This is a genomic window from Aliiglaciecola sp. CAU 1673 (assembly GCF_029223185.1).
Classification (GTDB): Bacteria; Pseudomonadota; Gammaproteobacteria; order Enterobacterales; family Alteromonadaceae; genus Bowmanella.
This window is the reverse complement of record NZ_JARHUG010000001.1, coordinates 247,622-262,020: the sequence shown is the minus strand read 5'-3', so window position 1 is coordinate 262,020 and position 14,399 is coordinate 247,622. Positions and strand designations below refer to the sequence as shown.

The following is a 14,399-nucleotide window of genomic DNA, read 5'->3' as shown; positions in this document are numbered from 1 at the left end:
CTTATTTAAATTATTCATTGTGTGCTTTATCAAAATTCGTTGGGGCTTCCAGCGCCGTCACTGACCTGGTGGCTTCCAGGTAACTGGTGGCGGGGTAACGGCGGTTTTCAATGTCGATGCAATACCACTGGGTTTGATGCTCACCGACTTCGTAATAGCGATATTCCGGTGTGTTGCCCTTGGGGGCACGGCTGGTGGGTGCACCTTGTCCGGCCGTTTCGGCAAAACACTCTTTGATATTGTCTAAGTCCCAGTAAAAGGCCGTAGGCTGGCCGACTTTCACCGACTGCGGTGACCATTCAAAGCGGTTTACCCTGACCTGAACCGGGGCCGTCACCTGCACTGTCACAGATTGGCTGTCACCGCAGCTTTGCTCATCGTTACAGGCCTGAATCCGGTATTGATAAGTACCCACATGGGCCGGTGTGCGAACGGAGCTGGTCGTCGTCAGATTGCCTAAGAAGCTCTCAGCGGTTGCCGGCGCTGTGCCATAGAGCTTATAGAATCCGCCGGCTTGCAAGCCCTGCGGAGCGGACCAGCTCAGGGTAACGCTGTCACCCTGGCGAATGCTGTTTGGCGTCGCCACAAAATTAACCACAGCTTGCGGATTGGCAGAGACGCTGACCGTGGTTTCAGTACTAAAGGCACTGCATACCCCGGCTTTATAGCAGGCCCTGACTTTGTATTTATGTTGTCCGGCAATTGCCGTTGATACCTGGTAGCTGCGCACCGTGCCCGAATAAATGGACTTTCCGTCTTCATATAGTTCATAGCTGTTAGCAGCACCTGTTGCAGCATTCCAGCTCAGGGTATAGCTGCCGCCCGCCTTTACTTCAGCACTGCTGCTTGAGGGTACACCGGGCACGCCGATACTGGGCGCATTAACCGTGACCGGAACGCTGCTTTTCACACCACAGGGCAGACCAGGGTTACAGGCTTCTACGGCGTAATAGTAAGTGCCCTGAAGTGAGGGATTGCGGGTTGACTGGCGCACCGTCAACCCCGATTCCAGCAGGGCTTGTGACCCACCAGGCTGGGTGGCGTACAGATTGTAAGTGATGCCGGATGCCGCCCCGCTTGGCGCATTCCAACTTAGCGACAGGTTCTGGTCCATTATCAGTGGATTGGGTGTGGCCAAAAGAGCGACTACAGCACCCGGCGTGGAATACACCGTCATAGAGGATTCGGCACTAAAGGCACTGCATACCCCGGCTTTATAGCAGGCCCTGACTTTGTATTTGTGTTGTCCGGCAATTGCCGCTGTTACCTGATAACTTCGTACCGTGCCTGAATACACGGACTTGCCATCTTCGTATAGTTCATAGCTGTTAGCGGCCCCTGTTGCAGCATTCCAGCTCAGGGTATAGCTGCCGCCTACCTTTACTTCAGCACTGCTGCTTGAGGGTACACCGGGTACACCTATGCTGGGGGCATTGACCGTGACCGCTACACTGCTCTTCACGCCACAGGGTAATCCCGGATTGCACGCTTCAACCGCGTACTGATATGTGCCCTGAAGGGAGGGCGTGCGGGTTGACTGGCGCACCGTCACCCCCGATTCCAGCAGGGTTTCACTGCCGCCAGGTTGCGTGGCGTACAGATTGTAGGTGATCCCGGATGCTGCACCGCTTGGCGCATTCCAACTTAGCGACAGGTTCTGATCCATTATTAGCGGATTGGGTGTGGCAGACAGCGAGGTCACTGCAGCGGGCTGACCATAAACCGAAACAATTTTAGTATTGCTATCGGTACCGCAACCACCCGTATTACAAGCCCTGACCTTAAAGCTGAGATTGCCGGTTTGTGTTGACGTGTGGTTGTAACTGCGGCCGCTTCCACGGTACAACAACGTCGAACCTAAATAGAGCTCGTAGTTAACCACTGTGCCGCTGGCCACGGGCCAGCTCAATGCCACCAATTGATTCAGGGCCACGCTTGATGGGCCACTGATATCGCCTACTTTTCCAGGTGCTGGGGGATATGAAGTTATATTTATGCTGGTTGAGCCGCCACAGAGGCTATTGGGGTTACAAGCCCTGACCCTGTAATTGTAAATACCAGCATAGGACAAGGTGCGAACGGAGCTGGTAGTGGATAGATCCCCCAGAAAGGATTCGCTGCCACCAGGCGAGGTACCATAAAGTTTGTAGATTAGCCCAGGCACTGCACCACCAGGCTGAGTCCAGCTAAGGGTGGTGCTTGCCCCTTGAATAACACTGGATGGCGAAGCGGAAAAGTTACCCGGTGTACCCGGTGCCGTATATACATAGACGTTACGGTTACCGCTGTAATTGCCACATCCGGAGCTATTGCAGGCCCTTACCTTATAGATTCGGCTGCCATAGGCTGAATGACTAAAACTTTGGGTGGTACCAGAACCTGAATATTTCAGTACATCGTTTTCATATAGTTCGTAACGGCTTACCGTGCCAGGCACAGTATTCCAGGAGACCGTATAGCTGGTATTCACCGGCACATAACTGCTGGCGGAAGGAATTCCCGGGGTGCCCGGCACAGGCAGATTGGCCACTGTGGTGCCGGATGTAGTAGCACTGTAGTCACTGCAACCGCCAGTGCCACAAGCGCGAACCTTATAATAGTAAGTCCCCGCAGGTTTGTTTCGGGTTGTCGACAAACCACCGCCAGAATAAATAGTACTACTTTGCTCTCCAACCAATTCGTAATGCGACACACTACCGCTGGCCGAACACCAGCTGACGCTGTAGTTTTGCCCGGCATAGGCTGAAGAAGGGGCGCTGATACAACCGGGTACCGAAGGGGGAGGCGTAGGTCTGACAACGGTGGTGCCGGAGGTAGTGCTGCTGTAACCGCCGCAACCGCTGCTATTACAAGCTGATACCTTGTAATAGTAAGTACCTGCGGTTTTACTTCGGCTGGCGCTGGTGCTACTGGTGGTGAGTAACGCTCCGCTTTGCTCACCCACCAGGGTGTAGTACGTAGCGCCACTGACTGCACACCAACTGATATTATACGCCACATTCTCCGTTGCGGAGGACGGTGCATAAATACAAGAGGGGGCCGCTGGTGCAGCGGCGACCGAATAAGAGGCAAGCAAAAGTAAGCTCTTAAACAGGATAAGGTACCAACGGCACCGTTTGCTAAAGCACTGATTCAATTTGAATCCCTTCAATTAAGATCTAAACAAATTTGGCTTTGTGTTCGACGCTACCAAACATAGCTCTTTTAACTATCACCACTAACTGCCCTTCTGTGGGCATAGTATTTATCTGTACTCGGCTATCCACCTTGAGACACTGCGAAAAGTCTATCCCTGGTTTAGCACGGCTATAACAAAAGAAAAATCAAATTAAGATGAGGAAGGAGCCACAAAAACAGGTAGGAAATCCCTTTAAGTTGCACTATCCCTACAATTCCGGGTACGGATTATACCAAAGAAGTAACTGTTTGCCATTCCAATGAGACACTTTAGCTTAAGCACCTAAGCAGTGCATTGATAAACAACGCCTAGTCGCGGTGACGCCGTTGGATAGCGAAATAATCTTTTCCTATTTAAAATGCCCCCCTAACAAAACGCCTTAACAATGTTATTCACCATTCGATGTTGAACAGGGATTTTCACCCTGTCGCGCACTTTGTCGGCGGGGTAGCCGAACAGGCCGAATTGATTGCCTTTGCTGTGGCAGATAATCACCACATGATTAGGCTCTTTGTGCAGACTGCCTTTAAAGGGATCGAGGATAGGGATTTGGTAACGTCCCTGCTGGATAATGCCCATACGACGGTTATCACGGTACAGATAACTGTCAAAGACGGGCTCATCAAGGATGGCGTAGACGGCGAATTTGGGGATCTGCACACAGCGTTGTTGCCATTCCAACTCCACTAGTAGCAGGTTGTCGAACAATGAAGCGATACTCTCGGGTAACCTGGTGGTACGCATAGCTCCCCCTAAAGTGACGTTGTGTTTTGTTGCTTTAAACTTTCGCTAAAAATCCTACCTGAAAAAACGCGTTGCCCTATGACTATAGCAGCCTTGTTGGCGCCGTCGTCAATGCCTTCTTATTATTTATCGGAAAATTACCTAGAAATTCAAGTAGTAGGCCTGACAAAGTTGGCGATATAGGTCGCTGTAACAACCCTGCTGATCGCGAATAAACAGAAACTCCGATGCCATGTGTTGTTGTCCGCGAGCAAATTGCAGCAGCACTCGTGATGGCGGTTTCCCTTCCACCGTAGAGACCAGGCATTGGCGATCCGGCCAAATACCAAAACCTTTAAAGACCTTTGATAGCACCTCGGCCCCGTCGACGGGCAGTACGCAACAAAATCGCCCGTTTGGCGTTAACAACTGGCTTACCCGTTGCGCCAATTGCGGCAATGTCAACGCACCATCATGGCGAGCGGTTTCTCTGGCCGGGTCAAATTGCTGCCCCGCTTTGTAATAGGGAGGATTACTGACAATCAGATCAAACTGCGACTGACTATCCATTGCCTGTACCGGCTGACAGAGAATGCGTATTTTGTCCGACCAGGGAGAACGCTTTACATTGTCCTGGGCCTGTTGCGCCGCCTTGTTATCAATTTCCACCGCGGTAATCCGGCTTGAGGAGCGACTTTTTTGTGCCAGCATCAATGCCAATAGGCCGCTGCCGGTGCCGATATCCAGGATCTGTTCGGCGGCCCCAGTTTCCACCCAACTACCCAGCAAAATGCCGTCCGTGCCAACCTTCATGGCACAATCGCCATGGGCAACGAAAAATTGTTTGAACTGAAAACCTGGCACCATCTGGCTAGAACTTCTGCAGGCTAATCATCTTGTCAGCCACCTCTTCGGCTTTCACCGGCCGGTACTTTTGCAGCGGCCCAAGCATCAACCAGGACAGCGGTTGCAGTAAGGCGATAGCCATGGACTCCATCCTTCTGTGCTTGGTTCTCTCTCCCACCAACAATGAGGGTCTGACTGCGCTGGCGTCCATGAGCCCGGGCATGGAAAAAATAGCGGATTCCAATTCGCCCTTGGTGCGAAGGTAAAAATTGTTGCTTTTGGGGTCGGCCCCCACTGAGGAAATCCAAACCAGGCTTTTGACTCGCTGTGCCCGAGCCAGTTGGGCGGCAATATGCACATAGTCAAAATCCACTTTGCGAAAGGCCGCTTTACTGCCGGCTTCATTAATTGTGGTGCCAAGGCAGATATACAGATGATCGACCTTAAAATAGCCTTCGTATTCCTGTAGGCGCTCGAAATCGATAACCACGGGCTCAAGCTTCGCGTGATTGGCAGCCATAGGCCGTCGCAACAGGCAGCGCACGCTTGCATAACGATTGTCATCGAGCAGTTTGGAAATAAGTGCCTTGCCCACCAAACCGCTGGCACCCAGTACCAAGGCCGATAAACCGGCTTGATTTGTCATAGATGTTAAGGCCCCTTAGAATAAGGAAATTTTGTCTTTGGATATCCGTGAATGAAGTTTAAGTTCAATCAGTTATTGGCGTTTTTATCCTTGTTGCCAATGTCGGCGATGGCGTCAGAGCCACTGAGCATCGAGCGTATCTTCTCTTCGCCTTCATTGGAAGGTGAGGCGCCAATGAAACTGAAGGTCTCGCCCGATGGAGAGCGTATCAGTTTTCTTAAAGGCAAAACCAGCGATTACGAACGCTATGACCTGTGGGAGTACCATATTGAAAGCGGCCAAACCCGTTTGTTGGTAGATGCCGACAGCCTGCATAGCGGCCCGGAGGATCTCTCAGAGGAAGAAAAGGCCAGACGCGAACGTTTACGCCTGCATGGCAGCGGCATCGTCGATTATTTCTGGTCCGAGGATGGCTCAGCGTTGCTGTTCCCGCTAGCTGGCGACGCCTATTACTACAATCTGTCCGAACAGAAAGTCCGCCCATTGCTACAAACCCCTGAGTTTGAGACCGATATCCGTTTTTCGCCAAAGGGCAATTACATCAGCTATATCCGTGAGCAAAACCTGTATGTAATGGATATTGCCACCGGTCAGGAAAAGCGTCTGACCAATGACGGCGGCGGCAACATTAAATACGGTATGGCCGAATTTGTGGCCCAGGAAGAAATGGGCCGTATGACCGGCTATTGGTGGGCGGCCGATGAAGCCAACATCGCCCTGACCCGGGTGGATGAATCGCCGGTGGAAGAAGTCACCCGCAGTGAAATTTATGCCGACAAAGTGGATGTCATTACCCAACGCTACCCCGCTGCAGGTAAGGCAAATGTGTTGATTGAGCTTGGCGTGATCAATTTGGACAGCGGCGAAACCAAGTGGCTGGACATGGGCGATGACAAAGATATCTATCTGGCACGGGTCAATTGGCTGCCAGGGAGTCGCAACCTGACCTATCAGTGGCAAAGTCGCAATCAGAAACGCCTGGAACTGCGCAAGGTAGAAGTGGCCACTGGCATCGAAAAGGTGCTGCTGGCAGAAACCAGCCATACCTGGATAAACCTGCATGACGATTTGCGCTTTTTCCGCGCTCGTCCTCAGTTTATCTGGGCTTCAGAGCGTGCCGGCTTTAAGCATCTTTATCTTTATGACACCAATGGCGAGTTGCTGAAGCAGCTGACCAGCGGTGACTGGGTGGTGGATGAAATCAATGCCATCGATGAGGCCAAGAATCTGGTCTATTTCACCGGACGTAAGGACAGCCCCATTGAGCGCCATCTGTATCGTCTGAGTCTGGCGGATGGGGAAATTAAACGTATCAGCCAGCTGAAAGGCACCCACGCGGTCAGTTTCGATAAGAAAGCCAGTGTCTATGTAGACCGCTTCTCCAGCGTCAATACACCGCCGCAAGTGAGCCTGCACAAGGCTGACGGTACCCGCCTGGCTTACCTGGAAGAAAATGCGGTGAATGAACAACATCCGCTGGGGCCTTACCGTGCACAATGGGTACAGCCTGAATTTGGCACCATTGCTGCCGAAGACGGCACGCCACTGCACTATCGCCTCTACACACCCAAACAAGTCAGTGGCAAACATCCGGCGATAGTTTATCTTTACGGCGGTCCCGGTGCGCAGCTTGTCACCAATAGCTGGGGTGGACCCCGAGGTCTGGTGATCCAACATTGGGTCAACAAAGGCTATGTGGTCTTTACCCTGGACAACCGTGGCTCTGACTATCGTGGTAAGGCCTTTGAAGATGCGATTTATCGCAAGCTTGGCGAGCTGGAAGTCAGCGACCAGGTGCAAGGGGTCAGATTCCTGCGCACTCTGCCCTATGTGGATGGACAACGTATCGGTGTCTATGGGCATAGCTACGGTGGCTACATGGCGCTGATGAGCATGTTCAAAGCAGGGGACTATTTTAAAGCCGGCGTGTCGGGCGCACCGGTGACTGATTGGGCGCTGTATGACACCCATTATACCGAGCGTTATCTGGATCATCCCAAAGACAATGCGGAAGGTTATACCGCCTCTGCTGTGTTCCCATATGCCAAGGATCTGAAAGGCGAGCTACTGATTTATCACGGCATGGCTGACGATAACGTACTGTTTAGCCACAGCACCCGTCTGTATAAACTGCTGCAAGATAATATGATCCCTTTCCAGATGATGGATTACCCGGGTAAAAAACACGGTTTACGTGGCAAAGAAACCAGTATTCACCTGTACCAGACCATCACCCGCTTCTTCGACCGCAATCTATGATGATTACCCCAGATAACTGCTGTAGGCACTCTCCTGCGGCGGTTGCTGGGGTAGAGCTTGCACGAAGACTTTGAGATCCTGCACGGCCATGGGTTTGGCCAGCAGATAGCCTTGTACCTCCTGGCAACCGCATAACGCCAGCTGCTCAAGCTGGCTTTGCGTTTCTACCCCTTCAGCCACCACAGATATGCCAAAATCTGAGGCCATACGGCTGATAGCAGCAACAATACTCTGAGATTTGGGATGTTCCTGCATGTCTTTGACGAACAATCTGTCGATTTTCACCTCATCGATGGGCAGATTTTTGAGCATCGCCAGTGATGTAAAGCCCGTACCAAAGTCATCGATGGAAAAGCGGATCCCGTGTTCTTTGAGCTTTGTCATGCGTACCACGCTACTTGGCAAATTGCTGAGGGCTGCTGTTTCGGTGATCTCTAATTGCAAATAAGGGGCTAGCTGATGGGCATTACGTAAGCTATCGGTCAGTAGTTGCATCAGCTGCGGCGTATTGAATTCTTTGGCCGACACGTTTACTGACACACGCTGAATAAGCGTTCCTAAAAGCCCTGCCTCTGATAATTCTTGCGCAGCACGACGTACCACAAACTCGGAGATATAAGAGATCAGGTTATCGGCCTCGGCCAACGGGATAAACTTATCCGGCGGCACCATTCCCCGGCGCGGATGGTGCCAGCGCACCAACACTTCAACCCCTGTCAGCCTGGCCCCGGCAATATCAAATTGTGGTTGATATACCAACGACAAACTGCGACTGGCAATAGTGGCACGCAAATCTTCCAATAAGGCCTGACGGTCATTTTCTTCTTTGGACAGTGCGCGGTTAAACAGGTGTACTTTGCCCTTACCTGTCTGGCGGGCAGCTTTTAATGCAGATTGCGCCGCATTTATCAGCTCTGGCCCACTGCTGGCATCATTGGGAGCAATGGCAACGCCAATACAACAAGTAACATCCAGGTTTTGCCGGGCGGCAGCATCATGAAAACATTCCCGCAAATGCTGTGTTTCGCGTTCCTGTTGCAAGGTGCTTTGGTTTGACATCACAGCCACTGCAAACTGATCGGTACCCAGCCTGGCAGTCAGCACTTCAGCCAAATAGCTGGCCTTGAGGCGCTCGGCGAAAGTACGTAAAAAACCATCAGCGCCCTCAAAGCCTAACTTGCTGTTGATGGCTTTAAAGTTGTCGATATCCAAATACATCAACTGCACGCATTTGCCCTGCTCCTTGGCTTGGGCAAGCATTTGCCCCAGATAAGCGGCAAATTGGTAATGACGGGACAGGTTGGTCACCGGATCGCGCCGATACAGTCCCTGAACATGCATTTGCGCACGGTAAATAAGAAAAAACAACAAGGTCGCCGTTATCCCGACATAGAACCATCCCTTATAGGTCTGGTAACGGGTAAGCTTGACGCTGTCGGTGATGGTACTTTCCAACGCCAGATCAGAGAACAGGATCCACCCTGCACCGAAGACAATGTAAACCAGCGAGATCCAAAATGCTGTCTTAATAGCAGATCTTGACGTTACCGGAGTCTTCACCTTTGCCACATCCTTCTCGTGTTATAACTGGCCACTTTCAGGCAACATAAACTCAAAGTGTAAACCATGGACCCTGAGCATTAGTGTAGGCCGAAATTTTCCAAGGTAACTTTGCGGTGATAACGCTTGCTGCTTTCATCCAACCAACTCTGGTAAAACCCCAAAAATTCGTCGCTGGAACGGTTAGCCAACAATATTTGGTCAATTTGCTGAATCACCTCCTGCCCCCAGTTGTTGCGACTACAGGCAACGTAGCTGGGAATAGCGGGCGGCATACCCTCAACGGCCAGGTACGTCATGCTTTGTTGCAATTCGCCGCTATGCTGCTGAAAAGTCAGCTCAACCGGAAAGCCGAAGGTATAGTCAATTCGGCCTTTATCCAGCATCTTCAACAAGCCCTTAAATACATCTTGGCCGCTTCGCATCAGCATATTGGGGTCGCTGCGGTGTTGCTTGATAACCTGGTCAATACTGCCTTTGTATAAACGGCCATCGGCGGCTCCACCGATTAATGCCGGATCTCGGGAAAGGGCGAAAAGATCGATGCTGTCGTCTTTCATGTAAGGGGAGAAATGTTCCAGATCGCGGGTTCTGACAATCAGTCCGTTGGACAACACCAGCATCCTTGGGACTGAATACACCAGATCGACCTCGCGCTCTGGCGATTTATACAGACCGACCATACAGGCGTTGTGCTCACGCATAAAAAGCACAATACGTTCGTAGCCTGCTTCCACCAACAGGTGTTTGTAATGTGGCAAGCGCTTCACAATAAACTGCCGGCTTAAATCGTTATAGCCCTGATCTTTCAACGGTCCGCGGACAAAGGTCGCAGGCGGGAAGTCTGGCCTCAGCCATAGGATTTCCTGAGCACTGACTGTGATACTCAAAAAGATACTAAAAATAACTGCCGGAAATCTCATCTTCGATACAGCCATGTTTGATGAGTAATTAGTAGCAAATCCATTGCTGAAACAACAGTGAAATTAATTAACATCGGGTACATAAGCCAGGCACATGACTAAGGCACCGGAATCCCCCGCGCCGCCTCCAGTAAGGCAAACCATTGCTGGCGATCCAGTTTTATATCCGCAGCCCCAATCTGACGGCGAATCCGCTCTATGTTGCCACTACCGATGATCGGCATGGCCTGGCTGGGCAAAGCGAGCACAAAGGCCAGTAAAATTTGATCCAGGCTTGCTCCCATAGCGTCTTCCATCTTAGCCGCACAGTCGCGTAATTCTTTAAACTCATAGGCCTGGAAAATATCGCCGCCGCCCAGGCAAGACCAGGCCATAGGCTTCACCCGCTGTTGCTGCAGATAATCCAGGGTACCGTCAAACAAGTATTGACTGCTGGTGGCACTGATTTCCAGCTGATTGGTGACCAGTTCAAAGGGAAGACGAGACTGCAACAAAGAAAATTGTGCATTGCTGAAGTTAGATACCCCGAAATGCCTTACCTTGCCGTCTGCCTTTAAACTTTGGAAAGCGTCGGCCACTGCATCGGCATCCATCAATGGATCAGGGCGGTGGATAAGCAGCACATCCAGGGTGTCGATACCCATTTCCCGCAAAGAGCGTTCTGCAGCAGCAACGATATAGTCACGATCAGAGTTGTAATGCTTTACTGCCACCGAGGGCTGCTGTTCACAGGGGAACAGAATATTGCATTTGCTGACGACCTCAATTTTGTCGCGAAGGTGCGGGGCCAGTTTTAACGCTTGGCCAAAGAGCCTTTCTTCCGTAAAAGCACCGTATACATCGGCGTGATCTGTGGTGGTAATACCGAGTTCCAGCCCCTGTTCGATAAAGGCCACCAACTGCTGTGGGCTAAGCTGCCAATCAGGTAAACGCCAATAGCCCTGAATAAATCGGGAAAAGCTTAACTCACCTGGCACTAATTCGACTCTTTGCATGGGATCGACTCTGTTGTTCTGATAGGCAGCATCCTAGCAAAGGCTTTAGCAACGTACCATTTGCATAGGATTGCATTGGCTAACCGAAGAAGACAAAGACGGTTCATGTAGCAATAAAAAAGGGCAGTCGTTAGCTGCCCTTTAAAACATTTCGCGAATGTTTAGGAAAAGCGAACTGCCGGGGGGTTATTCCTGAATAGGGCAAAAGCCAGCGCCATCAGACCAATTAAAAATACAGACAGGCTGAAAGGCTCAGGAACTGCTGTAGCACTATTTGTAGAAGAGGTTTGTTGAGTCACTGGTGGTTTGATCTGAAAAACGGATACCGCATCCAGAAAATTACCCACAGTACCTTTGGTTAAAGCAGTGAATTGCAAAGTGGTAAACGCACTCAAGGCTTTAAACTGGTAATCGAAAGTAGCCCAGCTTTTTACCTGCTTGTAGGTAAAAACTTGGGACCAGAAAGTATCTTTTCCTGAACTCAAATCCACTCTGAACGACTCAGAGATTTTGCTTCTGGCCGCATAGGCGAAGCTTAGCTCGTATAAACCGCCAATCTCAGTGGCGAAGGTCTGGAAAATGCTGTAGGTGCCGTTACCACCATGGGCATTAAGCTCAGCATGCTGAGTCCCATCAAAGGCTTGGAATTTCTGGTAAGTATCCCAGATTTCAATGTTGCTGCCTTCCCAACCAGGTACTTTATCGGCGGTAAACCAGGCCCAGGTATTGGTTTTGACGTTATTGTCCTCAAAGCCACCATTAATAATCAGGTTGGCAGAGGTAGAATAGCTCAGAAGAGCACATCCTAAGGCAAGCAGGGCGATGACAGCAGACTTCATTGTTTTATTGCTCCAAAATTAAAAAACGAAGGTAACTACCGAATCAGCGCCATGCACTTCCTAACGTTTTTCACCAAGGAATAAACCGAGATGTTGTGCAATTGACGCTATTCGGAAACGGTCTGCTTGTGCCAGTACCCAAAAAGCCTGTTAACTTGGCATCTTTGGCTATGTTCACAGACAGGGCTGTTATGGCCGAATCTGAGACCGAGGGCGCAAATGTACAGGTATTGCTAGGGCACTAGCTATGACAGTTTCTGCCACAACTCGTACATTTTTTGTCTGTTTGCCGAGTTAAGCCCAGTGAGAAAAGGACCGCATCTGCGGCCCTGATTGAAATGTCATTTGGTTGGGAAATAAGTCTTTTACCGAGTCTGACGAGCAGTGAAGTCTCAGTCAGTTAAAGGTCCAATCTGAGAAGGCACTGCGTAATGTGGACAGGTGATCGGCAATACTGGCCGGGGCGGAGGGTCCACGTTTACTCACATCGCCAGCGCTGGTAACACTAAAGCCATAGCTGATGCTGTCGAAGCGATCGCAATCCTTAGCATTCACGCCGTTGAGTGAGAGTGTGGCGTCCCAATGCACTGTGCCACCTGGGCGCGGATTTCTGGAAGGACTGTCTTTGAACACCCCTGAGTGGGTGGCATGCTCTGCATCTGTCCAGTAAAAAGGCTTGCTGTCGTCATTGGGGGTCGGATCCACATAGCTGACAGGAGTAGCCAAAATACTGCCGCCGCGTTTGGTGTTCGTCACAATGGTCTGGGTCCAGCGAAAACCATCCGGGTACTCAGGTGAGGAATAGGCGCCTTGTGGGTCCACTTCGATGGAAACGCCTCTGGCTGTCTTGTTCAACTTTTTGACGTCGGCACTTTGGTCCTGATCGCCCAGGGTTTCAGATGTACTTTTGTCCCCATCCTGAATCTGTGGTGCCCATGGCTGAATGGCAGGCGGCGCCATAGCAAAGCGGCTAACGTTGATTTTTGGGGGAGACTCGAATTGGGCTGCCTGTTGGCCTTTCCCCCGAGACAGGGCAGCCCGGACTTTGGCATGCTGCTCTTGAAACTGGGGTGGTGGATAAGCGGACGACCGGGAAAATGCACCTTGTTTAGCAAAACATTGCATAGTGATCTCCTTTTACCAAGCCTTAAGTGTAGTTTGTTCTGACGTAACTTGACGTCGATTCCAGCAGATTTTGAGCAAGCACAGGCGCTTCCTGCCCAAGGGGCGACGTGATATGTTCTATTCACCAGCGCCACTATATTCTTAATGTCATGTCACACTTCCCTTCGCCTCGTTTTGAAGATGTCCTTTTGGCCGCCGAGCGCATTAAGCCATTGGTCAGTCGCACGCAGATTCTCAATTCCAGTCTGCTCGACAGTTGGCTGACGCCAGAAGGCATAGAAGGCGCAGGTCATCGTATATTCTTTAAGGCCGAGTGCATGCAACGCACCGGTGCCTTTAAATTGCGCGGCGCCAGCAATGTGCTGGCCGCACTCGCAGAGCAAGGCGAAATGCCGACCCATGTGGTAGCCAATAGCTCAGGAAATCATGCTCAGGCCATTGCTTATGCCTGTCAGGAATTTGGTTTGCCAGCCACAATTTTCACTACCACCTCGGTGTCCAAAGTCAAAGCTGCGGCCACGGAATACTACGGCGCCGATATCCTGCAATTTGACACCCGCGAGCAGGCCGATGAGGCGGTAAAGGAAGCCGCTACCCGGTCAGGCGTGTTGTGGGTACCGCCCTTTAATCACCCCCATATTATTGCCGGTCAGGGCACCGCGGCATTTGAAGCGATTCAAGACATTGGTGAAGTGGATGCCGCTGTTGCGCCGGTGGGCGGCGGTGGGCTGATATCAGGCACCCTGCTGGCCGTTCGCGGCTTATGCCCTAACGCCAAAGTGATTGGCGCCGAGCCTTTGAATGCCAATGACGCCGCTGTGTCGCTACGGGAAGGCAAGATAGTGAAATTGACTGAGACGCCACAAACTCTGGCCGATGGTGCGGCAACTCCCTGCGTGGGCGAGCTCACTTTCCCATTTATTCAGCAACTGGATGATTTTTACGAGGTGGATGAAGTGCAAATCGCCTATTGGACCCAATGGCTACAGCACCTGTTGAAAATCCATGTAGAGCCAACCAGTGCCATGAGTATGGCGGCCGTAGCCGGTTATCTGGCCGAGCAGGAAAGCGCTAAACGGGTGCTGGTGATCCTCTCAGGCGGCAATATTGATCAGGCGATGATGCAGCGTATCTGGCAAACAGACTACCTGACGCAACCGCCTATGCTTTAGTTCTCCGTCTCTTATGGGGCCACTTCCAGGTCCTAGCTTGCAATAAGTTATTCACTTGCAAAGGCTTAGTCATCACACTATCGTCATTGCTGAATACATTTCATACGGTGCCATCGTGAGTATGGGCATCGTG

The 14,399-nt window shown here is 51.2% G+C and carries 11 protein-coding genes; 2 read left to right on the top strand and 9 right to left on the bottom strand.

Annotated features, from left to right (window positions below):
• Positions 1-10: 10 nt before the first annotated feature.
• From P2G88_RS01055 to P2G88_RS01040, 4 genes are all read right to left on the bottom strand, one after another.
• On the bottom strand, positions 11-2,998 hold the full coding sequence (locus P2G88_RS01055; protein ID WP_275793750.1) for a hypothetical protein: 2,988 nt from the start codon (positions 2,996-2,998) through the stop codon (positions 11-13).
• Positions 2,999-3,544: 546 nt separating this feature from the next.
• Positions 3,545-3,922: a hypothetical protein gene (locus tag P2G88_RS01050; RefSeq protein ID WP_275793749.1), complete on the bottom strand. Its 378-nt coding sequence runs from the start codon at positions 3,920-3,922 to the stop codon at positions 3,545-3,547.
• A gap of 141 nt (positions 3,923-4,063) precedes the next feature.
• Positions 4,064-4,714 carry a methyltransferase gene (locus tag P2G88_RS01045; RefSeq protein WP_275793747.1) on the bottom strand — a complete coding sequence of 217 codons (651 nt, stop codon included), beginning with the start codon at positions 4,712-4,714 and terminating at the stop codon, positions 4,064-4,066.
• 58 nt (positions 4,715-4,772) lie between these two features.
• Positions 4,773-5,393 (bottom strand): NAD-dependent epimerase/dehydratase family protein, encoded by a 621-nt coding sequence (locus P2G88_RS01040; protein WP_275793746.1) that lies wholly within the window; start codon positions 5,391-5,393, stop codon positions 4,773-4,775.
• 51 nt (positions 5,394-5,444) lie between these two features.
• On the opposite strand from P2G88_RS01040, the gene P2G88_RS01035 reads away from it, so the two are divergent.
• A complete protein-coding gene (locus tag P2G88_RS01035; protein ID WP_275793745.1) occupies positions 5,445-7,652 on the top strand; it encodes a DPP IV N-terminal domain-containing protein in 2,208 nt (735 codons plus the stop codon).
• A gap of 3 nt (positions 7,653-7,655) precedes the next feature.
• Here the strand turns inward: P2G88_RS01035 and P2G88_RS01030 are convergent, their stop codons facing one another.
• The 5 genes from P2G88_RS01030 to P2G88_RS01010 form a co-directional block, all read right to left on the bottom strand.
• The gene (locus tag P2G88_RS01030) at positions 7,656-9,221 is read right to left on the bottom strand and encodes a bifunctional diguanylate cyclase/phosphodiesterase (protein ID WP_275793744.1); all 1,566 of its coding nucleotides are present in this window, start codon (positions 9,219-9,221) and stop codon (positions 7,656-7,658) included.
• Positions 9,222-9,292: 71 nt separating this feature from the next.
• Positions 9,293-10,102: a TIGR02285 family protein gene (locus P2G88_RS01025; protein ID WP_275793743.1), complete on the bottom strand. Its 810-nt coding sequence runs from the start codon at positions 10,100-10,102 to the stop codon at positions 9,293-9,295.
• A gap of 131 nt (positions 10,103-10,233) precedes the next feature.
• On the bottom strand, positions 10,234-11,130 hold the full coding sequence (locus P2G88_RS01020; protein ID WP_275793742.1) for an aldo/keto reductase: 897 nt from the start codon (positions 11,128-11,130) through the stop codon (positions 10,234-10,236).
• A 161-nt stretch (positions 11,131-11,291) separates the two neighbouring features.
• A complete protein-coding gene (locus tag P2G88_RS01015) occupies positions 11,292-11,969 on the bottom strand; it encodes a DUF642 domain-containing protein (RefSeq protein ID WP_275793741.1) in 678 nt (225 codons plus the stop codon).
• Positions 11,970-12,365: 396 nt separating this feature from the next.
• Complete coding sequence (locus P2G88_RS01010) at positions 12,366-13,094, bottom strand: hypothetical protein (RefSeq protein WP_275793740.1); 729 nt, start codon at positions 13,092-13,094, stop codon at positions 12,366-12,368.
• A gap of 149 nt (positions 13,095-13,243) precedes the next feature.
• On the opposite strand from P2G88_RS01010, the gene P2G88_RS01005 reads away from it, so the two are divergent.
• Entirely contained in the window at positions 13,244-14,266 is a 1,023-nt protein-coding gene (locus P2G88_RS01005; protein WP_275793911.1) for a serine/threonine dehydratase, read from the top strand.
• The last annotated feature ends 133 nt before the right edge of the window (positions 14,267-14,399 follow it).